Raw genomic sequence first — 22,016 nt, forward strand, 5'->3', positions numbered from 1 at the left:
GCCTGTGCGTGCTGGTGTGGGGGCCCGTCCCGCGTGATGCCGGGATTGCCTGGCGGGTTGCGGACGGGGCGGTAGCGGGGCCAATATAGCAATGGTGGGTAATGCCGTAAATGATATATATAAGGCATACCGTTATACTGAATTCGTATCTGACGCCATGCCTAAACAGAAATCCCTGCAGCGCCGCCATATCGAAGCCCTGGTGGCCGTCGGCGAGAGCCGGTCGGTGCACCGCGCCGCGCGCGAGCTGGGCGTACCGCAGCCTGTGCTGTCGCGCCTGCTGGCCGAGGCCGAGGCGCTGATCGGGGCGCGCCTGTTCGAGCGCTCCAGCCATGGCAGCGTGCCGACGGCCCAGGGCAGGCTGGTCCTGCCCCGCGCCCGCTTCGCCCTGCGTACGATGGAGCGTCTGAACGACCTGACGGCGGGCGACGCGCCACCGATCCGGCTGGGCTGTATCCCGCGCGCCATGCACACCCTGTTGCCGCATTTGCTGGAGCGCGTCTATCCGGATGGCGCCCTGGCGTCCACGGACAAGGCCGGGACGCAGGACGCCGCCATGCGCTTCGAAGTGCGCGAAGGCAATTCCGTCGCGCTGTTCAACGCCTTGGCCGCGGGTGAGCTGGAATTCGCGATCCTGCGTGGCAGCGTGCAGGATACGAGCGACGAATGGGTGGTCGAGCGCTTGTTCGACGAACGTACCGTCATCTACTGCGCCGCGGACCATCCCGGCATTCCGGAAGGACAGGTATCGCTATCGCGGCTGGCGGCGCTGGGCTGGACCTTGCCCGAACGGGGCACGACCTCGCGCGGCGCCTTCGATGCCTTCTGGAGCGAAAACGGCCTGCCGCCGATCAAGCCGCTGATGGAAACGCGCTCCTTCGAAGCCAACCTGGCATTGGTGGCCGCGTCGCGGCTGGTGTCCATCGCGCCGGAATCCATCGTGCGCCGCCACGTGGGCTTCGGCGTGCTGCGCATCGTCAAGGTCAGGCGCGCATTGCCCATCAACCCCGTGATGCTGGCGTTTCACCGGATGTCGCTGGAAGACCCCTTATTGAGCCGCTTCCATCGTTATCTGGTGGAAGCAGCGCGCATGCGCTGACCCCTGAGCCGGCCCCTGTGCGCCCGGCTCGGCGTGATATGCCGACCAATGCAGGGCACGAATTCAAAAGGGAAAAGGCGCAGCGTAAAAGCCGATCCCCGGGCGTGGCGCCATGATGGCGCCAGGTCGCACGTCCCTCAGGCTAACGCAAGGTGTCGATATGAATCATCCCGCGAAAGAGATTACGTTCCTATGCGCGTTCCAGACGGTTATGGGCAATTATCTTACCGTTCCCTCGGGCGGTGGGCTCGTGATTGGCTCCGACACCAGCCCCGGCAAGTACTCCACCTTTGACTATTTCGGCGACAGCGGTTTGATCGCCCTGGACGAGTTTCCCGATCTTTACCTGGGCTGCACGGGGGACAAAGGCTATCTGACCACTGTGGATAGAAAGTCCGCGGTCCCATTCACAATGCCGCAGTCCGGTACCCAGGACGAGGTCGTTTCCGCGCGCCGAATGGAAGGCGTCGAATGCGCGGTTCGGCTTGGCGCTGCCGGACTGCTGGCCGGCTTGATGTCGCGCTGCGCCCGGTCCGGTGTTATGCATGCCGTTGCCGTGCGATCTCCAGCAGTTTTTTCGCCGCTTGTTCTGGCGCGTCGTTATTGTCCAGGGCGACGTATGCGCAACCCACGGGCACGTCGAATGTCGCCACCGCGCGCGCCAGCCTTTCCGTAATGGCTTGCCCGCTTTCGCGGGCGCGACCGGTCAGGCGCTGTTTCAGCGTCCGCGCATCGACGACGATTTCCACCGCGCACAGGCCGGGATAGCGCGCGCAGGCCTGTGGCAGATAGGCCCTGGACCCGTTCACCAGCACGGTTACGCCCGCGGCCATCCAGGCATCGATTTCCACGCCTATGCCGTAGGCCAGTCCATGGCTGCGCCAGGACAACGCGAAGCAGCCCAGGTCTTCGCGTCGCGCGAATTCTTCTTCCGTCAGTGCCACGGAGGCTTCATCCGCCCCGCTGGGCCGCGTGATATAGCGATGCGCGACCAGCAGGCGATCCTCGGGCGTGCTCATGGCGCGTACGTGCCGCAGCAGCGTGTCCTTGCCGCTTCCCGAAGCGCCCATGACGTAGATCAGGGGGGGCGTATCCGGATTCACCGTTGTACCCTCCTGTCGCCGCGCGATTCGTCCCCCTGTGAGGGAGCGCACCCTTCCGGCGGCCGCGCGGGCGCGTCGGACGATGTGCCCTCCTGTCGCTGCGCGACGTCCTCCCCGTGGGAGGGAGCACGCCCTTCGGACGGCCGCGCGGGCGCGTCGGACGATGTGCCCTCCTGTCGCTGCGCGACGTCCTCCCCGTGGGAGGGAGCACGCCCTTCGGGCGGCCGCGCGGGCGTGCTCATGGACGCCTCATCGTCCATATAACCGGCGCCGGCTGCGTCGCGCACGGAGCCGTCGAAATGGTAGTGCCGCGCCGCCAGGAAGGGATCGTCGGGGCGTGGCTGTACGTACACGCTGACGGCTTCCACCGGCATGGCGCCATCCAGCGCGCGGCCCGCACGGGCGCGCAGCAACTCTTCCGCATGGTCCAGTTCGGTGGGGCCCAGTTGCCCGGTCAAGGTGATATGGAACGTGAACGTGTCGAAGACGTAGGGATAGCCCCATTCGGCCAGCATGCGTTGCTGCGGCAGGGTGAGCTGATCCGGGCGGCGCCGCGCGATCTCGGCGGGCGTCGGCGGCGCGCGATAGGCATCGAGGTCGCGCACCATGCGGTCGGCCAGGGCGCGCACCCGCGCGTGCATGCCGGCGTCGTCGGGCAGGCACCACGCCAGGAAGCCGCGCAGCGCGCGCAGCGTCAGCGCGATGCGAAAGGGTGCTTGCATGCGGGCCAGCGCGCGAACCGCTTCGTCCAGGGCCGCCGCCGTGGTGCCGGGGCGCAGGCGAAAGGGCGGCTTGAGCGTGGCATGCAGCCCGTAGTGCCGTGGCGCGTCCGTCCACGCATCCAGCCGGGGATCGTCCGTCCGGCAGCGCGGGATGCGCCGGCCGGTGTCTTCATCCCGGCCCAGCCAGGCGCTGCCGAGTTCGCGCCAGGGGCCGACGGGCGCCAGATAAACGGCGTAGCGATAAGCCTGCGGCATGGTGTGTGCCCCTCAGGCGGCGGCGCGTGCCAGGCGGTTGTCGAAATGGCGCGCGGCATAGCGCAGGCGGCCACCGACGATGGCGGCGCACACCCGCGGGACCTCCGGTACGCTGTCGTCCACCACGATGGCGTCGGCCGTCATGCCGGTATCCAGGATGCCGCGGTCGCGCAGCCCCGCCGCGCGCGCGGGGTTGCGCGACACCAGCGCCCAGGCCTGTTCCAGCGGCAGGACGCCGCGGCTGGCCAGCTTCATCACGGCGGTCAGCTGGGCCGGATAGTAGTAGTCGGACGCCAGGACGTCGCACAGGCCCGCGCGGATCATCTCCGTGGCGTCGGGCGCGTTGGTGTGGCTTCCGCCGCGCACGACATTCGGCGCGCCGAACACGATGGCATCGCCCAGCGAGCGGGCCACCTGCGCGGCTTCCGCGGTCAGCGGGAACTCCGCCACCTTGCAGCCCAGCTGGTGGTAATAGCGGCGCGTCGCCGGATCCCGGTCGTCGTGCGACGCGACCTCCAGGCCCGCTTCGCGCGCGCAGTCGGTCAGTTCCCGCATGGCGCCGGCGACCGCATCGGCCGACTCCATGGCCGCGCGGATGCGGTCCTGGAAGGTATCGAGGTCGCATTCCGCGCGTTCGGCGTACTGCAGCAGCTTGCGATCGTCGCCCAGCCGCTTGGTCATGCTGGGAAGATGGTCGTTCAAGGCCAGGAAACGCACCTTGCCCGCGCGGATCCACGATTGCGCGACGTCCACGCCGGCCACGTGATGGGTCTCGAAGCGCAGGTGCACATAATGGCGCGCACCGAGCAGCCGCTGCATGCGGTCCAGCGCGTCGAACATGCGCATGGCGTAGGGTTCGCCGCGCAGGCCGCCTTCCCAGGACAGCGTCAGGCCGTGGAATTCGGTGGTAATGCCGTTGGCGAGCAACTGGCGGTCGACGTCGAGCAGCGCGCCGTCGTAGGGAAAGGTCACGCCGGGCCGCGGCATGACGGCGCGTTCAAAGGCGTCGCCGTGCAGGTCCACGATGCCTGGCAGCACCAGCAGATCGCCGGCATCGAATTCGGCGTGCGCCTGACCGGCGCCGATCCGCGCATCGGCGATGCGCTCCTGTTCGAAGGACAGGCAGGCGGGGCCCACTCCCTGGGCCGTCAATACGCGGCTACCGCTGATGCCGCTCAGGAAATGGGAAGGCGAGTTGTCTGGATGCATGGGGTCCACCTGTAGAACCTTGTAGGGTAGCGGTCTTGGATGACGAACAGATGTCTAGATGTCTTCGCGGGGGTGCCGGCAAGGGCGGCGGGCTTTCGTACGGCAACGTCCTAGTCGTCGTCGTTGACCATGAGCTGCACCCAGTCGCCGGAAAAGCGGGTGATGCTGTATTGCAAAGGCAGCTGGTCCTGGTCGATGTTCAGCGCCTCCACTTTCAGGATGGGGCGGGTCTTGGGCTGCGCCAGCAGGCGCGCGATGTCGTCGCTGGGCAGGGTGGCCGTGATGCGCGACCACTTGCGTGTGTAGTCGGCGATGCCGAACTGCCGGTAGGTCTTGGAAATGGAACGCGTGGCGTTCAGCTTGTCCACGAAACCGGGGAAGCGCTTTTCCTCGAAATAGTGCTCGGCCACGCTGATGGTGCGGTTCTCCGTCTTGCCGATCAGCTGCACGCGCAGCAGCGCGGCGTTGCGCGTCAGGCCTAGCTGATGCGCGATGTCCGCCGATTTGACGGTTTCGCTGGCGATGACTTGCGTGTGTCCCAACACGCCCTGGCTGCCCAGGTTTTCCGAAAAGCGCGTGCGCTTGCCGATCGCGTAGTCGATCGCGTGTTCCTGCACGAAGGTGCCGCGGCCCTGCTCGATGCGCACCAGGCCGCCCTGTTCCAGCGCGCCCATCGCGCGCCGTATCGTGTGGCGGTTGACGGAGAACTTCGCGGCCAGTTCCGGCTCCGGCGGCAACTGTTCCCCGGGCGCGTAGCGCTTGTTGCGTATGTCCGTCGCCAGCGCTTCGCCTATCTGGCGCCAGACGGCGATGCCCGATCCTCGTTCCACCATGATGTTCATCCGTTACGCAAGGGTGGTCATAAAAAATTCACCGACAACGTGGTCCACTGCGGTTGAACTTTGCCGCGTGACCGATCATACTACATCTACTCGTATAGACGTTTAGAGGTAACCATGATTCCCGACAACGGCCAACCGCGGCATGCGCCGCGCGCCGACTGGATGCGCGTGATGGCGCTGGCGACGCCGGACGCCCTGGCCCGCGCCTATGCGGCACTGGGCGAATTGCCCGGCTACCGCAAGCTGCGCGCGCCGGAAACCGGCATGGCCATGGTCCGCGCCCGCGCCGGCGGCACGGGCGCCCAGTTCAACCTGGGCGAAGTTTCGGTGACGCGCTGCGCCGTGGCTTTCGACGATGGCACCGTCGGCACCGCCTATATACGGGGACGCGCGCCGCGCCACGCGGAACAGGCCGCGGTGCTGGATGGGCTGCTGCAGATGGGTGCGTGGCACGAGCGCGTGCGCAAAAGCGTTATCGAGCCGCTGGCCCGGGCGCACGCGGACAGCGCCGCCGCGCGCGCCGCGGTCGCCGCGCAGACGCGCGTCGATTTCTTCACCATGGTGCGGGGGGACAACTGATATGGCGATGACTCACACCGCGGCCACCCTGCTGCCCGGCTTCGACGATCCGGTGGCGGGCGCCCAGGCCACCTTCCGCGCCGCGCTGCAGGCGCTGGCCAGTCCCGGACAGATACAGCTGCTGGAGCAAGCCTGCGGCGTGCCCGCCGGCTTGTCGCCGGCCATGACGGCGATGCTGCTGGCGCTGGCCGACGTCGACGCGCCGGTATGGCTGCCGGCGAGCGTGGACGACAGCGTGCGCGGCTTCCTGCGTTTCCACTGCGCCTGCCCGCTGGTCGCGGACCCGGCGCAGGCACGCTTCATCGCCGTGCCCGCCGGCTGCATCGCGCCGGCGCTGGACGGCTGCGATGCGGGCGACCCTGCTTATCCCGACCTGTCCGCCACCCTGCTGATCGAAGTGCAGGCCTTGGGCACTGGCGATCCGCTGACCTTGGCCGGGCCCGGCATCCGCGGTACGCGGGCCGTGTCGGTGGCCGGCCTGCCGCGGGGATTCCGCGAACAGTGGGCGGCCAATCACGCGCTGTTTCCGCTGGGCGTGGACGTCTTCCTGACGCAAGGCAATCTGGTCTGCGGATTGCCGCGCACCACCCGGATGGAGAACTGACATGTACGTTGCTGTGAAGGGCGGCGAACGCGCCATCCTGAATTCCTATCGCATGCTGGACAGCTATCGCCGTGGCGATCCCGCCGTGCCGGCGCTGACGCTGGCGCAGATCCGCGAACAGATGCCGCTGGCGGTGTCGCGCGTGATGGCGGAAGGCTCGCTGTACGACCCGCACCTTGCGGCGCTGGCCCTCAAGCAGGCCGCCGGGGATGCCATCGAAGCGATCTTCCTGCTGCGCGCCTACCGCACCACGCTGCCGCGCTTCGGCTACACCCAGCCGCTGGACACCGCGCGCATGGGCCTGCAGCGCCGCATCTCCGCCACCTTCAAGGACGTGCCGGGCGGCCAGGTGCTTGGACCCACCTATGACTATACGCAGCGCCTGCTTGATTTCAGCCTGGAAGACGACGCCCCCGCGGCGCCGCTGCCGCCGGCCGACGTCCCGCTGGAGTCCAGCATGCCGCGCGTCACGGACCTGCTGCGGCACGAATCGCTGGTGGAAGACGAGGCCGTCCCGCCTGGCGATCCGGCGCCCTTCGACCTGACGCGCCAGCCGCTGGCCTTTCCCGCCTCGCGGCCCGCGCGCCTGCAGAACCTGGCGCGCGCCGACGAAGGCTATCTGTTGTCCATGGGGTATTCCACCCAGCGCGGCTACGGCAACACGCATCCCTTCGCGGCCGAGATCCGCTACGGTACGGTCGAAGTCGAGATGTTCGTCGAAGAACTGGGCTTCGCCGTCACGCTGGGCGAAATCGACGTGACCGAATGCCAGATGGTCAGCCAGTTTTCCGGCAATCCGCAGGAGGGTCCGCGCTTTACCCGCGGCTATGGACTGGTTTTCGGCTATGGCGAACGCAAGGCCATGTCGATGGCGCTGGTCGATCGCGCCCTGCGCGCGGCCGAACTGGGCGAGGCCGCCGACTCGCCGGCCAACGACCACGAGTACGTGCTGTATCACAGCGACAACGTGGAGGCCTCCGGCTTCGTGCAGCACCTGAAGCTGCCGCACTACGTGGATTTCCAGGCCAACCTGGAACTGGTGCGCCGCATGCGTGCCGAACGGGATCGGCAAGCCGGGAACGCCGCGCAAGACGATGCGCCGGCCGCCCGGGCCGCCGCTGCTTCCACCCTGGACGAGGCCATCGCACCATGACCACTGCAAGCATCCCCGCCTTCGCCAGCGCCACGCAGGCCGAGGTGGCGCGCGACCCGCATTACAACTTCGCCTACCTGGATGAATCCACCAAGCGCATGCTGCGCCGCGCGCTGCTGAAGGCCGTGGCGATCCCCGGCTACCAGGTGCCCTTCGGCAGCCGCGAGATGCCGCTGCCCTATGGCTGGGGCACCGGCGGCATCCAGGTAACGGCCGCCATCATCGGGGCCGACGACACCCTGAAAGTGATAGACCAGGGCTCGGACGACACCACCAACGCCATCAATATCCGGCGCTTCTTCGCGCGCGTGACGGGCGTGAAGACCACCGAATCCACGCGCGCCGCCACCATCGTCCAGACCCGTCACCGCATTCCGGAAACGCCGCTGCGCGAAGGCCAGATCATGGTCTTCCAGGTGCCCATTCCCGAACCGCTGCGCTGGCTGGAACCCAGTGAAACCGAAACGCGGACCATGCATTCCCTGGCCGAGTACGGCGGCATGCACGTCAAGCTGTACGAAGACATCGCGCAGCACGGGCACATCGCCACCACCTACGATTACCCCGTGGTCGTCAACGACCGCTACATGATGCGGCCGTCGCCCATCCCGAAGTTCGACAATCCCAAGCTGGACGACAATCCGGCGCTGATGCTGTTCGGTGCCGGCCGCGAGAAGCGCGTCTATGCGGTCCCGCCGTACACCCGCGTCCGAAGCCTGGACTTCGAGGACCATCCTTTCACGGTGGAGAAGTGGCAGGACTGCTGCGCGCTATGCGGTTCGCGCGACAGCTACCTGGACGAGATCATCCTGGACGACCAGGGCGCGCGCCACTTCGTCTGTTCCGATACCGAATACTGCGCGGACCGCCAGTCCGCCGGACACCGCGGCCCGGACGCCGAGGAGGACGCAGCATGATGGCGCCTACGCCTTTGCTTTCCGTGCGTGGCATGACGCACACCTGGGACGGCATCCACGGCTGCCGCGATATCGACTTCGACCTGTACCCCGGCGAGGTCCTGTGCGTGGTGGGGGAATCGGGCTCGGGCAAGACCACCCTGCTGCAGGCGGTATCCTGCCAGGTCGCGCCGCAGGCCGGCAGCGTCCGCTACGACCTGCGCGATGAAGGCTTGACCGACCTGGCCACGCTGTCGCAGGCGCGGCTGCGGCTGCTGGCCCGCACCGACTGGGGTTTCGTGCGGCAGAATCCGCGCGACGGCCTGCGCATGCAGGTCAGCGCCGGCGCCAATATCGCCGAGCGCCTGATGGCGGTGGGCGAGCGGCACTACGGCGGCTTGCGTGAAGTCGCCGGCAACTGGCTGCACAAGATGGAGATCGACGTGGGCCGTCTGGACGACAGGCCGGCGTCGTTTTCCGGTGGCATGCAGCAGCGCCTGCAGATCGCCCGTAACCTGGTCACGCATCCGCGCATGGTGTTCATGGACGAGCCCACCGCCTCCCTGGACGTATCCGTGCAGGCGCGGCTGCTGGACTTGTTGCGGCAACTGGTGTCGGACCTGGGCCTGGCGGCCATCGTGGTCACCCATGACCTGGCCGTGGCGCGCCTGCTGGCGCATCGCACGCTGGTGATGCGCGGCGGCCACGTCGTGGAAAGTGGATTGACCGACCAGATCCTGGACGACCCGCAGCATCCCTACACGCAACTGCTGGTTTCCTCGATTCTTCAGAGCTGATGGATGAGGCCCACCCCCGAAGCGCTGCGCGCGTCCCCCTCAAGGGGGCGACGCCAGCGGACCGGAGGGAAGGCCCACCCCCACGCGCTGCGCGCTTCCCCCTCAAGGGGGCGACGCTGGCGGACCGGCAAAGCCGGATCCGCGGCGTCCCTGATCTGGCGACACCCGTTTCATTCGACGCGTGTGGCGCATGGCAACATGGATAACTGACGATGACTGAACGACACATCATGATGGAGGCGCGGGGGCTGTCCAAGCTCTTCACGCTGCATAACCAGGGCGGCATCACGCTGCCCGTGCTGCGCGACGTCTCGTTCGACGCGGCGCGCGGCGAATGCCTGGTGCTGTCCGGGCCGTCCGGCACCGGCAAGAGCACGCTGCTGCGCTGTCTGTACGGCAATTACCTGGCCACGTCGGGCAGCATCCGCGTGCGCGACGGCGAGGGCTGGGTGGAGCTGACGCGCGCGCCCGAGCAGCACATCCTGCGGCTGCGGCGCGACGTGATCGGTTATGTCAGCCAGTTTCTGCGCGCCATTCCGCGCGTCTCGACGCTGGATGTGGTGGCGGATCCGCTGCGCCAGCGCGGTGTTGCCGTGGCGCAGGCGCGCGAGCGCGCCGCCGCGCTGCTGGAACGCCTGCGGCTGCCCCGGCGCCTGTGGGACCTGCCGCCCGCCACGTTCTCCGGCGGCGAGCAGCAGCGGGTAAACATCGCGCGCGGCTTCATCGGCGGGCATCCGTTGCTGCTGCTGGACGAACCGACGGCCTCGCTGGACGCGGGCAACCGCGAGGTGGTGGTGGCGCTGATCCGCGATGCGGTGGCCGAGGGCCGCTGCGTGATCGGTATTTTCCATGACGATGCGGTGCGCGACGCCGTGGCCACGCGCGTCCTCGCCCTGGAACCGACCGCCGCGGCCCTGCAGGAGTAATCCATGCCCACCACACTGCTGACCCATGCCCGCATCGTGCTGCCCGACGAGGTCCTGGACAACGCTTCGCTGCTGATCGAGGACGACCGCATCGCCGCGGTGGATCCGGTGAACGCCCGGGCCGACCACGTCGTCTCGCTGCGCGGCCACACGCTGATGCCGGGCCTGATCGACCTGCATTGCGACGCCATCGAGAAGGAAGCGGAGCCGCGCGCCCGCGTGCTGTTCCCGCTGGAGTTCGCGGTGGCGCAGGTGGACCGCCGCAATGCCGCGGCCGGCATCACCACGCCGTACCACGCGGTGTCCTTCGCCAATCGCGAATGGGGCGTACGCAACAACGACACCGCGGCGCAGGTTATCCGCATGGTGCACGCCTTCAAGGCCCACAGCCTGGTGGACAACCGGGTGCATTGCCGCTACGAGGTCACCGACGAGCTCGCGGTGCCTGTGCTGACCGCCCTGATGGACGAGGGCATGGTCGACCTGCTGTCGGTCATGGACCATTCGCCGGGGCAGGGGCAATTCAAGACGCTGGATGCCTATCTGGAATACATGATGGGCAATCACGGGATGAGCCGCGAACAGGCGGAGGAAGCCGCGCGCGCGAAGGCGCAGGCGCAGGAGGGCGCGGTGGGACGGGTCGAGCACCTGCTGGAACGGGCGCGCCGCCACGGCATCCCCACCGCCAGCCACGACGACGATTCCGTCCACCGCATCGCGGCGATGCGGGCGCTGGGCGTGGCCATGAGCGAGTTTCCCATCACCCTGGATACTGCCAAGGCGGCTGTCTCGTGCGGCCTGCCCACCATCCTGGGGGCGCCCAATGTGCTGCGCGGCCAAAGCCAGAGCGGCTCGATGCGCGCCATCGACGCCATCCGCGCGGGTGTCGCGAGCTGCCTGTGTTCGGACTACCAGCCTTCCACGCTGATCGCCGCGGCTTTCGTCGCGGCGCGCCAGGCGTCGCTGCCGCTGTCCCAGGCCGTGGCCCTGGTCTCGGCGAATCCCGCCAAGGCCGCGGGCCTGGACGACCGCGGCCGCATCCAGCCGGGCTTGCGCGCCGACCTGACGGCCGTGGCCACCATAGGCGGGCAGCCGCTGGTCAGCCATACCTGGAGCGCCGGGCGGCTGGTTTTCTCCGTGGGGTATCCCGCGCCACTCGAATCGCCCGCCCCGCAACAGGCCCAAGGCGCCGAGGTGCTGGCCTAGGCATAGCGGACGATACGTCCGGAACGATCCCGCATAAACGCCACATAAGGCGTTTTGCGGGAGATGCCCATGTACGCGTGCGCGACCGGCGCAGCCGGTTTTCGACCTGAGTTTTTCCTACCTTATCGGCAAGAGGATGCCGCGGCGCCTGGTACGCAGACCATGCCGGGCACCGGCGCGGGCATCAGTTATTCCCGCGAACTGCACGGTTCGCACAGGGAGTTCTGTGCCGGCCCGTTCTTCGAGCAGTACCGCGAGGAAATGCGCGTCCTGCTGGACACCCTGAGCGAATTCGCGGCGCAAGGCGAGTCGATGGACCAGGCGCGGAAGATCACCGAGGGCTTCAACGGCCTGTTTCGCAAGCGCTTCAATGCCACGTGCCGGGAAGGCTACGCCGAGCTGATCGACGGGCCCGGAAAGCGCACCCTGGAGAATATATGCGCGTTGCTGCGCGATGGCACGATCCCGCTGCACATCAGGAAGTCCGCGGCGGTGAACCTGTCCGCCAGCCTGGGTGTATGCGAAGGCGGCACGCTGTCCAACCTGATCGCGACGGAGCGCGGCCTGCTGATGTCGGCGGGGGGCATCAAGGCCCGGTTCTGGAAGATGAAGGAAGACTGCACGCGCGGTGTACTGCAGGAAGCCGTCCAGGAGAAATTCGGGCAACGCACGAGCTACACCGACTATGAAATCCACTACGTCAATGGCGTCTGGAACGCGCTGGCCGACGAGATCGGCCTGGAGCCGGTCACCGATCCGGGGGCGCCGGCCCTGCGCGTGCAGGAGCCGGCGTTCGTCGATGCATGCCGCACCAAAGTGCTGAACGCGATTACGCCCGACAACCTGGCCGGCCTGCTCGCCGAACAATGCCTGTCCGCCTTCAGGAACGCCGCGCCGCCGGAGCAGCACGGCGTCGAGTATGGTCAGGGCATGCCGGCGTGGTTCGATGCCGCGCTGGACAATATTCTGCTGGACCTGCGCCTGGGCGCCGAGCGCTTGACCCTGCACGCCTTCGTACAACTGGACGAGTTCGCCGAACGCTACAGGCTGCGGACCGATGCCACGCTGATCGCCGTCGCGCTGCTCGACGCCATCCACGCCGAAGGACTGATGGACGACATCCCGGTCCAACGTGCGGAATGGCGTGACGAGCGCGGCCAACGCGCCGTGGCGCTGGCCTATGGCAGGCTGGCCTGGCAGTCCTCGCGGGCGGAGACGGCAACGGCACACTGGAAGAGTCCGGATCTGCTGACGATGGCGGATTTACACAGGTGGAGGGAAGCGCGCGGCCCGGGCACCGCGGAGATGTCGCCCATCGAGGTGCGGGCCGCCATCCGCGCCGACGATCCGCAGGCGCTACGCGATACGCCGGCGGAATGCCTGGTCGATGCCGATACCGTGCTGCTCCTGCTGGCGCGCCTGGGCGACGACGAGGCATGCCGCTATCTGAATCGCCACATCGGCTATTTCCGCGACCATTTCCCGCATGGCGAGCGGGCCGCGCTGATCGACGGCGTGATGCACATGGGCAACGTGGGCTTCGTGCTGGCGTCCAACTGGTACCCCGACATGTATGCATTGCTGGGCGAAGTCAGCCTGACTGGCGGCGCAACGCGCTTGCAGCGCTGGATGGCGCAGCGCAATGTGGCCGCCATCGATGCCGTGCGCCTGCTCGCCGAGCAAGGCTGGGCCGGTGCCGCGCCCGTGCAACGAAAAGGCCATCTGCTTTATCGCTTGCTGTGCGGCAAGGACGATACGCCCATGCTGTACGACGCCATGGTGGCGGACAACGCGGCCGGCATCGGCGCATGGCATCGCCTGGTGTGCTCGCCGGCGGTACTGCCCAGTATCGGCGCGCTATTGCCAGACCTGTTGATCGCCGATCGCAAAGGCGGCGTTGCCGCCCTGACCGCGGCCATGCATCGCGACCGGGCGAGGGCTGTCGGCGCATATCACGCCTTGCTGGCCGACCCTGCGATCCTGCCGAAGATCCGCCGCCGGCTGCCTGGCCTGCTGGCCGGCACCAGCACGCGTTTCGGCCGGTCGCTGCCGCGCGGAAGCCCGCTGGTCTACGCCATGGACGGCGGTAGCGCGGCCGCCATCCTGGCCTACGGCGGCTTGCTGCTCGATCCGGCCATCTTCCCGGAAATCCGGGAGGATATGCCGAAGCTGTTCGGTATCCAGCGCTCGACCGGGCGTGCCGGCGCCCGCGCATATCATCAATCCGCCTTATGGTGGGCGATGGACAAGGGGCAAGCCGGCGCCATCGGCGCATACCACCGCATACTCGCGCGTCCTGCCATTTTGGAATGCCTGAAGGACAGCCTTCCCGCCCTGGTCACCGGCAAGGACCCCCTGGGCCGGGTCACGGCCTTGTACAGCGCACTGGACAAGGGCTATGCGCCCGCCATCGACGCATACCATGACCTCGTCGCCGATCCCGTCTTGCTGCCGTTCATCCGGCATGTGCTGCCCAAATCGCTGCGGGCGGAAGGCGAGTGGGGAGCCCCAGGCCTGGCTATGGCCATGAAGAAGGGATATGCGCAAGCCGTGGTGTCCTATCATGCGATGCTGGCCGATGACGCGATCCTGCCCTTCATCGGCCGCAGCCTGCCAGGGCTGGTGCAAGCCAGGCCATGGGGCGAGCCCGCGGGCGTGGCCCAGGCCGTGGCCGCCGGGCACACCCAAGTCGTGACGGCATTCCATGCCTTGTTGGTGGATCCGAAAATCCTGTCGGCGATCGTGCATGCCTTGCCGCACCTGCTGGTCGCCAAGAACATATCCGGTGCTGCCGGGCTGCCCGCCGCGGCGCGGGAAGGATACGTGGGGACGGTCGCCGCTTATCGCGCCATCCTTCTCGACACCAGGATCGAGCCATACATAGAAGGCCGCATCAGGCGGCGCCTGTCGCGCGCCACGGCTTCCGGCGCCATGCGGCCCGTGCCCGCCATGCCGAAGCCGGCCACGCCGGCGCATGCCGGGTCCGCATGGGAGGCACAAGTAGATCAGTGGCTGGCCTTGCACACCGAGGGACGGCCGCCGCGGCCCGGATTCATCGCCCGAATGGCGTTGCGCGTCCAGCAGTGGGCGGCCGCGTGACGCGGCCTATGCGCGACGTGGAGTCGGCCTCTCTTACTCGGCCGCGATGACGATGGCGACGCGGCGGTTTTCCGCCCGTCCTTCGGTGGTGCCGTTGTCGGTCACGGGCCGGGTCGCGCCCAGGCCGCGGACAGCGACATTGGCGGCCGGCACGCCCGCGCCGGTCACGACGTCGGCCACGGCTTGGGCGCGCCGCAGCGACAATTGCCGGTTGTAGTCCGCCGCGCCCACATTGTCGGTGTGCCCGTCCAGGCGCATGCGGTCCAGGCCCACGCGCAGCAGGTTGCGGGTAAGGCGCTGGATATTCTCCCGGGCTTCGGGCTTGACGGCGTAGGCATCGAAGTCGAACAGTACTTTGTCGGAGAGTCCCAGCTCCCAGCCTTCATCGGTCTGCTTGAAGCCTTCCTCCTGGAGCACGGCGATCTGCGCGGGGGTCAGGCCCTTCTGCACCGTCTGGCAGCCGGCCAGCAGCAGGCCCGCGCAGGCCAGCGACAGGGCCCAGCGCAGGCAGGCGCCGAGCCATGCGGGAAAGCGGGCAGTGCGCGATGAACGGATGGCAAACACGAACGAACTCCTCTAGTTGTATGCGGTGTAGGGCTGGAACGCCGGCCGCCCGGGCAAGCCGGCCGTCGACTGGGTGGCGCCGCCGCGGCGTTTGGCGTGGTACATCGCGCTGTCGGCCGCATCGAAAAGGCCCCCTGCGTTATCGGCATGGTCCGGGAAAACGGCGATGCCGATGCTCAGGGAACAAACGATGTCTTCGCCATTGGGCAGGCGGATGGGCGCCCGCATGCCCAGCAGGATGTCGTCGGCGATGCGCTGCGCGTCGCTGAGTTCGCGCAAGGGCGACAGCATGATGGCGAACTCGTCGCCCCCCAGGCGCGCCACGACGTCGCCTTCGCGCAGCTGCCCCCGCACGCGCGCGGCGATGTTGATCAGCACGGCGTCGCCGGCCGCATGGCCCATGCCGTCGTTGATTTCCTTGAAGCGATCGCTGTCCAGGAACATGATCGCCACGCGCCGGTCCAGCACGGCGGCATCGTGGATGGCGCGGTCCAGCGCTTCCTCGAAGTGCGCGCGGTTGGGCAGGCCGGTCAGGCTGTCGTGCGCGGCCTTGTGCGCCAGCGACGCGTTTTCGTCCTGCCACTGCGTCTGCCAGGCTTCCAGCTCGTCCAGCAGGGCGTTGAAGTCCTCGCCCAGCGCATGCAGTTCCTGGATCCGCGCCGGCGGGACGCGGCGCGCGAAAGCGCGCTCGTTGCGCACTGCATGGGCCACCTCCGCCAGCGTGCGCAGCGGCCGGACGATCTCGCGCGAGGTCCGCCGCGAAAGCCGGTTGGCGACCAGGCCGCTGACCAGCACGCAGGCCACCACGCCGGCCAGGCCTTTCAGCAGGAAGTCGAACAGATTGCCCCCGCGTCCCACCAGCCGCAGGTGCCCCACCGTCTGTCCCTGATGCACGATGGGCAGGAAGACCGGAGGCGGATTGATCAACCGCGCCACCCGCTGCCGCGCCCATGCGAAGCGCTCCTGGCTCGAGTCATGCCATTCGGCCAGGATTTCGTTGTGGGCGTCGAACACCACGGCGGCCGCGACGTCCTCCTTGGCGGCGATCGCGGCCAGGGTCTCCGTCGCGGCCTGGCGGTCGTGGAAGACCGTGGCGGCTTGCACGGTATAGACGATGGAGCGGGCGATCAGCTTCTGATGATGATCGGTGTAGGCTCGCAACGCCACCACGCCCATCACCGTCATGACGACACCGGCCAGGCCGACGGCGAACAGGGTGACGGCAAAGTGCAGCCTGCGCAGCGCCTGGCGCAGGGTGGGGCGGTTGGAGTCCGGGCGCGCGTTCTTCTTCATGGAGATAGCCTGCGACGCGAAAGCTGCAGCACGCTCGGGTGTATGTGAACACCGCTGCGTGCCACGGAATCTAGGTTGATCTGGAAACCGACCTGGCCGGGCCGGACGTCCAGGCAAAACATGCCGCCGACGGCGCATTCGGCATCGTCCTCGACGATGCTGACCACCGGATGGCCGACCACGCGCCGCAGGACCTGTTGCTGCAGCTCGTCATCCATACCGCCCAGGTACAGCGCGTCGCAGTCCCGCGCCAGCGCGGGATCATCCGCTGCGACGAGACGGGGCTGCACGGCCGGTTCGGACTGCCGCGCCGGCGCATCGAACAGGCCGGACGCATAGGCGGGTTGGCCCGTGATGCACAGGCGCACGGGCTCCGGCTGTACCGGCCACCGCGTGTAGCTGAGGATGCCCATGACCACGTGCCGAACCATCGCGGCGCGTGGACCGGCGTCGTCGGGCGAGGGGATAGGGCCCGCGGTCGCATGGGTGGCAACCATCAACGCAGGCAACCAGAAGCGCCATGCGCGGCGGCCTATCATGGGAGCGGCTAGGGATGAGGACAGGGAAACCGTGGAAGTGTAGATTAGTTTCGTTATTTTTTGTCAATCCCCGTCAGGTTCGACTTGCCAGTCCGTTGCGGCGATGCCTGGGCATCCCATTGCACGGCATCACGCGTTACCATGGCCTCCGGCCTTTAAATTCCGGTGGGAGATTTTGCGATGGTGCAGCTCAAATTCAGCCAGGATCCCGAAGAGCCGGAGCTCTGGGCGGCAGAAAAGGTCATGTATTCGGTGGGTCGCCCGCCGATACATGTGATGGTGCAGACCGATGGCGAAATGCCGTCACGCGAGTTCCAGAAGGCGTTGCTGGGCTTGCTGGACACGCTCGACGACAAGGTGCTGGATGCGGCCGAGCTCCTGCTGGAGCACTACTCGCCGGAAGAGTGCGAAAAAATGGGCATCGACCGTGCGCGCCTGCCGCGCGACGGCACGCCGCAGGCCATGGCGCAGGCCGCGGTGCTGCGGGCGCTGTGGCTGTTCGACGAAAGCTGCGAGGATTTCGAGTTGTGGTTCAACGTGCCCTGGGACCACCAGCACACGTACGACGTCGAATTCGAGGCCGGCGAGGCCGTTTCCTGCACCGTGAACGATTAAGCCCGGTCAGGCGGCCCGCTAGGAGCCCGTGCCATCGGGCGATTCGGCGGCATCCGCGCCGTCGGCATCCGCCCCGTCGGCATCCGCGGCCATGCGCTCCCTCAGGTATTCGACGGGTATCCCGGGATTCACCTGGGTTACCCGGTCGCGCTGGATGCGTGTAGTGACGAATCCCACTTTCTTCGTCGCGGCGCCCTGCAGCAGGACCGACAGAATGGCACCCTTGTCCTGGATCCATTGCGTCCTGCCGCGCAAGAGCCTGATGGCGTCCTCGGCGGGCCCCAGCTTGAAGGTGGCGCCGTTGATGGTCGTCGTCTTGCGCGCCGCGAAGTCCGCCTCCGTCAGGTGGGTCATGGACACCGCGTCCAGGTTGCCGCTCATGGCGTCGATGCGATACACGAAGTTGATGCGTGTGTGCGGGTCCTGGACGACGATGTATTTCTCCGAGCCGGAGAAATCGCCGAGCTGTCCGACGACGATGGATTCGACCCACTGATTGCCGCGTTTTTCCTCCGTATACAGGAAGATGGTCGGTGGGGCGGATGTGAAATTCTGCGTCATGGCGTAAGGAAAGGGCCGGCGAACGCGCCGGAGTGTACCCGGGATCGGCCCCGCATGGACGGCCCCGGGGTGCCCCACGCCCCCCTGGGCGGACGGCGGCCGCCGCCCGGGGGGGCGCCGCGCCGCTTCCCAGGGTGGCCGGCCGCCGGGGAGGCGCGCTATTGGCCCTGCGCCCGGCGCTGGTTCAGCTGGTCCAGGCACTGGCCGACGGCGATACGCATCTTTTCCGCCGAGGTTGCCTCGCGGTCCGCGTCGTTGCGGCATTGCGTATACAGGCGCACGCTCTCCGGGGTGTCGCGCACCGGCGGCGGTGGCGGTACGGCCGGGCCCTGGGGGATGACCGTCATCCGCAAGGTGGACGGCGGCGACAGGCTGCCGCCATGGCTGGGGAATTGCATTTCCTGGGTGGTCTGGGTCTGGGCGGTGGCCGTGGCGGCGGCCGCCCACATCAAGGCGGATACGAAGGCGGATGTGGCGCGTAATCTCATACTGTCCTCGTCGATGCGCCGGCGCGGGGCCGGCAGGGGCTGTCGGTCCGGGCGGCGTCCGGACCCCGTTTCGAGCTTACCAGGGCCTGGGACAGGCCGGCCCGGCGATGGTTCAGGCGCCGGATCGGCGTAATGCCCGGAAACAATCGAGCGGCCGGCCTAATTCCTCCGTCCCAAGACCTTTCCTTTCAGCCCCGTTAAAATCGCCCGGTTCCAGAAGTTCACATGACTCAATCCATCGCCTATCAGGAGGACCACCATGGCCCTAGTTTCCATGCGCCAGCTGCTCGATCACGCCGCCGAGAACGGCTACGGGATCCCGGCGTTCAACGTCAATAATCTGGAGCAGGTCCAGGCCATCATGGAGGCCGCCGACGAAACCAACAGCCCGGTGATCATGCAGGCCTCGGCCGGCGCGCGCAAGTATGCGGGCGAAGGCTTCCTGAAGTACCTGATCCAGGCGGCCGTCGAGTCCTATCCGCACATCCCCGTCGTGATGCACCAGGATCACGGCCAGTCGCCCAAGGTCTGCCAGGGCGCGATCGACCTGGGCTTTTCCAGCGTCATGATGGACGGCTCCCTGAAGGAAGACGGCAAGACGATCGCCGACTACGACTACAACGTCGAGGTCACCCGCAAGGTGGTCGACATGGCCCACAAGGTGGGCGTCACGGTGGAAGGCGAACTGGGCTGCCTGGGCTCGCTCGAAACCATGAAGGGCGACAAGGAAGACGGCCACGGCGCCGAAGGCACGATGACGCGCGAACAGCTGCTGACCGATCCGGAGCAGGCCGCCGATTTCGTGCGCAAGACGCAGCTGGACGCGCTGGCCATCGCCATCGGCACCAGCCACGGCGCCTACAAGTTCACCCGCAAGCCCACGGGCGACATCCTGTCGATTTCCCGCATCAAGGAAATCCATCGCCGCCTGCCGAATACCCATCTGGTGATGCACGGAAGCTCCAGCGTGCCCCAGGAACTGCTGGCTGAAATCCGCGAATTCGGCGGCGATATGAAGGAAACCTACGGCGTGCCGGTCGAGGAAATCCAGGAAGCCATCAAGTACGGCGTGCGCAAGGTGAACATCGATACCGATATCCGCCTGGCCATGACCGGCGCGATCCGCCGCTTCTTCGCCGAGAATCCGTCCAAGTTCGACCCGCGCGAGTACCTGAAGCCGGCCCGCGCCGCCGCCAAGGCCATCTGTGTGCAGCGCTACACGGAATTCGGCACGGCCGGCAACGCCAGCAAGATCAAGGTCGTGCCGCTGCAGGACATCGCACGGCAATACGCCGGCGGCGCGCTGGCCCAGGTCGTTCAGTAAGGCCGGCCCGGTGGTGCAGTAAACTGCGCGCATCCGCCGGCATTTCGTTCCATCGGACATTCCCGCCGGACCCAGCGTCCCGCGGGAATGTTTATTTCCGCCATAGGCCTCCCGTGACATCAGCCCTGCATCAATCCAGTATCCGATCCCTGCCCCTGCTGGGGCGCGGCAAGGTGCGCGACATGTACGCTGTCGGCGACGACAAGCTGCTCATCGTCGCGACGGATCGTATTTCCGCTTTCGACGTCATCCTCGACGATCCCATTCCCGGCAAGGGCGAGGTGCTGACCGCGCTGACCGAGTTCTGGCTGTCCAGGCTGGGGCACGTCATTCCCAACCATTCCACCGGCATCGCACCCGAGGACGTGGTCGCGCCCGATGAAGTGGAGCAGGTAAAGGGCCGGGCGGTGGTCGTCAAGCGGCTCAAGCCCATCCTGGTCGAAGCGGTGGCGCGCGGCTACCTGATCGGCTCTGGCTGGAAGGATTACCAGGCCACCGGCGCGGTATGCGGTATCGCGCTGCCGTCCGGCCTGCGCCAGGCGGAAAAACTGCCGCAGCCCATCTTCACGCCGGCGGCCAAGGCCGAGTTCGGCACCCACGACGAAAACGTCGATTTCGATCACGTGGTGCGCGAGGTCGGCCAGGCGATGGCCGAACGCATCCGCGATGTCACGCTGGCGCTGTACGCCGAGGCCTCCGCCTTCGCGACGACCAAGGGCATCATCATCGCCGATACCAAGTTCGAATTCGGCCTGGACGACAACGGCGTCCTGCACTTGATGGATGAAGTGCTGACGCCGGATTCCTCGCGGTTCTGGCCGGCCGACAGCTACCGCGTCGGCATCAGCCCGCCGTCGTTCGACAAGCAGTTCGTGCGCGACTGGCTGGAAACCCAGCCCTGGGACAAGACGCCCCCCGCGCCGCGCCTGCCGGCCGACGTGATCCGCAAGACCGCGGAAAAGTACCGCGAGGCCCTTGATCGCCTGCGGTAATAATCCCACCCCCGAAGCGCTGCGCGCTTCCCCCTCAAGGGGGCGACGCTGGCGGACCGGCAAAGCCGGCTCCTCGGCGTCCCGGGTCTGGCCAGACCGGTTGCATGCGGGCCGGCGCGCTGTTGCGGGGGATTCCGGTGTAGTCGTCTTTCTGGCAAGGATCATATATAGTGCCGCGCAGCCGCGCCCGGAGGGGGTGACGGGCCCCTCATGCCGGTCGGCAGATCGACCGGCAGCCCCAGCCGGGGCTGCTTGATTCCGGGGTGCCCGGAAGGCGGGAAAGGGAAGGGGCACTGAGATGATCATGATGCTGCCGTTTGTTCTCGGCATGCTGGCGGTGTGGTTCGGGATGCGGGGCAGGCGCGAAGCCTGCGTCACCTTGTGGGTGCTGACGCTGATCGTCTTCGCGGTCGGGGCGCGCTATCACATGACCGACGTCCTGCGCCTCGCGCTCTGAGAGGCCGCCCATGCAATTCGCGTCCCGTTCTTCCCATCCCGCGTCCGCGTTCCTGAATACCGTGGCCCTGCTGGCCATCGTGGCCGCGCTGATCCTGGCCCTGGCGTGGCAGATCGTTTTCAAGGAATTGCCTTGTCCGCTGTGCCTTCTGCAGCGGGTGGCTTTCGTGCTGGCCGGCGTGGGGCTGCTGCTGAACCTGCGCTTCGGGGCCTCGCCCGCGCATTACGCCATGGTCATCGCCGCGGCGCTGGCCGGTATCGTCGTGTCGGCCCGGCAACTGTTGCTGCACCAGGCCCCGGGCGATCCCGGCTATGGCTCCACGCTGCTGGGTCTGCATTTCTATACATGGGCCCTGATCGCCTTCCTCGCCCTGATCGGCTATTGCGCCGTGATGCTGGCCCTGGATCGGCGGTCCAGCGACAACAGCCAGCCGCGCCGCGCCGGCATCGTGGGCGGCGCCATCATGTGGCTGTTCTTCCTGGTCGTGCTGGCCAATGCCGCGAGCACGACGCTGGAATGCGGTTTCGGGGCGTGCCCGGATAATCCCAGCACCTATCAATGGCTGGTTCCCCTCCTGGGGGATTGAGGGCCGGACAAGGCGCGAGGGCGGGTAAAATCGAGGACTTTCCCCGTTGCGCCGCGCCGTCCGGTGCCGCGCCGCGGGGCTACACCCTAGCCGCCGCGCCTAGCCGC

23 protein-coding genes are annotated in these 22,016 nt (G+C 67.5%); 14 read left to right on the top strand and 9 right to left on the bottom strand.

The features are described from left to right. The first annotated feature begins 157 nt into the window (after positions 1–157). On the top strand, positions 158–1,099 hold the full coding sequence (locus AKI39_RS04420; RefSeq protein WP_066632852.1) for a LysR family transcriptional regulator: 942 nt from the start codon (positions 158–160) through the stop codon (positions 1,097–1,099). Positions 1,100–1,638: 539 nt separating this feature from the next. Here AKI39_RS04420 and phnN read toward each other — a convergent pair. From phnN to phnF, 4 genes are all read right to left on the bottom strand, one after another. Continuing rightward, positions 1,639–2,169, bottom strand: coding sequence for a phosphonate metabolism protein/1,5-bisphosphokinase (PRPP-forming) PhnN (gene phnN, locus AKI39_RS04425; RefSeq protein WP_083229068.1), 531 nt, complete (start codon positions 2,167–2,169; stop codon positions 1,639–1,641). A gap of 29 nt (positions 2,170–2,198) precedes the next feature. Beyond that, positions 2,199–3,179 carry a DUF1045 domain-containing protein gene (locus AKI39_RS04430; RefSeq protein ID WP_066632855.1) on the bottom strand — a complete coding sequence of 327 codons (981 nt, stop codon included), beginning with the start codon at positions 3,177–3,179 and terminating at the stop codon, positions 2,199–2,201. A gap of 12 nt (positions 3,180–3,191) precedes the next feature. Then, a complete protein-coding gene (locus AKI39_RS04435; RefSeq protein ID WP_066632858.1) occupies positions 3,192–4,388 on the bottom strand; it encodes an alpha-D-ribose 1-methylphosphonate 5-triphosphate diphosphatase in 1,197 nt (398 codons plus the stop codon). A gap of 110 nt (positions 4,389–4,498) precedes the next feature. Beyond that, entirely contained in the window at positions 4,499–5,221 is a 723-nt protein-coding gene (phnF, locus tag AKI39_RS04440; protein ID WP_066642179.1) for a phosphonate metabolism transcriptional regulator PhnF, read from the bottom strand. Between the two features lie 123 nt (positions 5,222–5,344). On the opposite strand from phnF, the gene phnG reads away from it, so the two are divergent. The 8 genes from phnG (at position 5,345) to AKI39_RS04480 (ending at position 14,490) form a co-directional block, all read left to right on the top strand. Next, positions 5,345–5,809 carry a phosphonate C-P lyase system protein PhnG gene (gene phnG / locus AKI39_RS04445; protein WP_066632860.1) on the top strand — a complete coding sequence of 155 codons (465 nt, stop codon included), beginning with the start codon at positions 5,345–5,347 and terminating at the stop codon, positions 5,807–5,809. Positions 5,810–5,816: 7 nt separating this feature from the next. Next, positions 5,817–6,413 (top strand): phosphonate C-P lyase system protein PhnH, encoded by a 597-nt coding sequence (phnH, locus tag AKI39_RS04450; RefSeq protein WP_235610747.1) that lies wholly within the window; start codon positions 5,817–5,819, stop codon positions 6,411–6,413. A 1-nt stretch (position 6,414) separates the two neighbouring features. Continuing rightward, entirely contained in the window at positions 6,415–7,566 is a 1,152-nt protein-coding gene (locus AKI39_RS04455) for a carbon-phosphorus lyase complex subunit PhnI (RefSeq protein ID WP_066632871.1), read from the top strand. Next, the gene (locus AKI39_RS04460; protein WP_066632874.1) at positions 7,563–8,483 is read left to right on the top strand and encodes an alpha-D-ribose 1-methylphosphonate 5-phosphate C-P-lyase PhnJ; all 921 of its coding nucleotides are present in this window, start codon (positions 7,563–7,565) and stop codon (positions 8,481–8,483) included. Before AKI39_RS04455 ends, AKI39_RS04460 begins: the two co-directional genes overlap by 4 nt. Beyond that, positions 8,483–9,259 (top strand): phosphonate C-P lyase system protein PhnK, encoded by a 777-nt coding sequence (phnK, locus tag AKI39_RS04465; protein ID WP_066642181.1) that lies wholly within the window; start codon positions 8,483–8,485, stop codon positions 9,257–9,259. The genes AKI39_RS04460 and phnK overlap by 1 nt, the downstream gene beginning before the upstream one ends. 212 nt (positions 9,260–9,471) lie before the next feature. Next, the gene (gene phnL / locus AKI39_RS04470) at positions 9,472–10,185 is read left to right on the top strand and encodes a phosphonate C-P lyase system protein PhnL (RefSeq protein WP_066632876.1); all 714 of its coding nucleotides are present in this window, start codon (positions 9,472–9,474) and stop codon (positions 10,183–10,185) included. A 3-nt stretch (positions 10,186–10,188) separates the two neighbouring features. Continuing rightward, complete coding sequence (locus AKI39_RS04475) at positions 10,189–11,391, top strand: alpha-D-ribose 1-methylphosphonate 5-triphosphate diphosphatase (RefSeq protein WP_066632879.1); 1,203 nt, start codon at positions 10,189–10,191, stop codon at positions 11,389–11,391. 162 nt (positions 11,392–11,553) lie between these two features. Further along, positions 11,554–14,490, top strand: coding sequence for a hypothetical protein (locus tag AKI39_RS04480; protein WP_066632881.1), 2,937 nt, complete (start codon positions 11,554–11,556; stop codon positions 14,488–14,490). Positions 14,491–14,523: 33 nt separating this feature from the next. On the opposite strand, the gene AKI39_RS04485 is transcribed toward AKI39_RS04480, so the two are convergent. The 3 genes from AKI39_RS04485 to AKI39_RS04495 are packed head-to-tail and all read right to left on the bottom strand — an operon-like array spanning position 14,524 to position 16,844. After that, positions 14,524–15,054: an OmpA family protein gene (locus tag AKI39_RS04485; protein WP_235610748.1), complete on the bottom strand. Its 531-nt coding sequence runs from the start codon at positions 15,052–15,054 to the stop codon at positions 14,524–14,526. Positions 15,055–15,066: 12 nt separating this feature from the next. Further along, positions 15,067–16,347, bottom strand: a complete 1,281-nt coding sequence (locus AKI39_RS04490; protein ID WP_145925191.1) for a diguanylate cyclase domain-containing protein — start codon at positions 16,345–16,347, stop codon at positions 15,067–15,069. Beyond that, positions 16,344–16,844 carry a YfiR family protein gene (locus AKI39_RS04495; RefSeq protein WP_066642189.1) on the bottom strand — a complete coding sequence of 167 codons (501 nt, stop codon included), beginning with the start codon at positions 16,842–16,844 and terminating at the stop codon, positions 16,344–16,346. Before AKI39_RS04495 ends, AKI39_RS04490 begins: the two co-directional genes overlap by 4 nt. Before the next feature lie 222 nt (positions 16,845–17,066). Here AKI39_RS04495 and AKI39_RS04500 point away from each other — a divergent pair, with 222 nt between their 5' ends. Further along, a complete protein-coding gene (locus AKI39_RS04500; protein ID WP_066632883.1) occupies positions 17,067–17,501 on the top strand; it encodes a hypothetical protein in 435 nt (144 codons plus the stop codon). An 18-nt stretch (positions 17,502–17,519) separates the two neighbouring features. Here the strand turns inward: AKI39_RS04500 and AKI39_RS04505 are convergent, their stop codons facing one another. Together AKI39_RS04505 and AKI39_RS04510 are read right to left on the bottom strand one after the other, a co-directional pair. Next, complete coding sequence (locus tag AKI39_RS04505) at positions 17,520–18,062, bottom strand: hypothetical protein (RefSeq protein ID WP_066632886.1); 543 nt, start codon at positions 18,060–18,062, stop codon at positions 17,520–17,522. Positions 18,063–18,220: 158 nt separating this feature from the next. Beyond that, the gene (locus tag AKI39_RS04510) at positions 18,221–18,550 is read right to left on the bottom strand and encodes a hypothetical protein (protein ID WP_066632888.1); all 330 of its coding nucleotides are present in this window, start codon (positions 18,548–18,550) and stop codon (positions 18,221–18,223) included. Positions 18,551–18,809: 259 nt separating this feature from the next. Between AKI39_RS04510 and fba the strand changes: the two genes are divergently transcribed. From fba to AKI39_RS04525, 4 genes are all read left to right on the top strand, one after another. Continuing rightward, positions 18,810–19,874: a class II fructose-bisphosphate aldolase gene (fba, locus tag AKI39_RS04515; RefSeq protein ID WP_066632890.1), complete on the top strand. Its 1,065-nt coding sequence runs from the start codon at positions 18,810–18,812 to the stop codon at positions 19,872–19,874. 113 nt (positions 19,875–19,987) lie between these two features. Further along, positions 19,988–20,866: a phosphoribosylaminoimidazolesuccinocarboxamide synthase gene (locus tag AKI39_RS04520; RefSeq protein ID WP_066632893.1), complete on the top strand. Its 879-nt coding sequence runs from the start codon at positions 19,988–19,990 to the stop codon at positions 20,864–20,866. 304 nt (positions 20,867–21,170) lie between these two features. Then, complete coding sequence (locus AKI39_RS25810; RefSeq protein ID WP_162493857.1) at positions 21,171–21,323, top strand: DUF5993 family protein; 153 nt, start codon at positions 21,171–21,173, stop codon at positions 21,321–21,323. A 10-nt stretch (positions 21,324–21,333) separates the two neighbouring features. Then, on the top strand, positions 21,334–21,909 hold the full coding sequence (locus AKI39_RS04525; RefSeq protein WP_066632896.1) for a disulfide bond formation protein B: 576 nt from the start codon (positions 21,334–21,336) through the stop codon (positions 21,907–21,909). Positions 21,910–22,016 lie beyond the last annotated feature (107 nt).

The sequence above is a fragment of the Bordetella sp. H567 genome (assembly GCF_001704295.1).
GTDB lineage: Bacteria > Pseudomonadota > Gammaproteobacteria > Burkholderiales > Burkholderiaceae_B > Bordetella_C.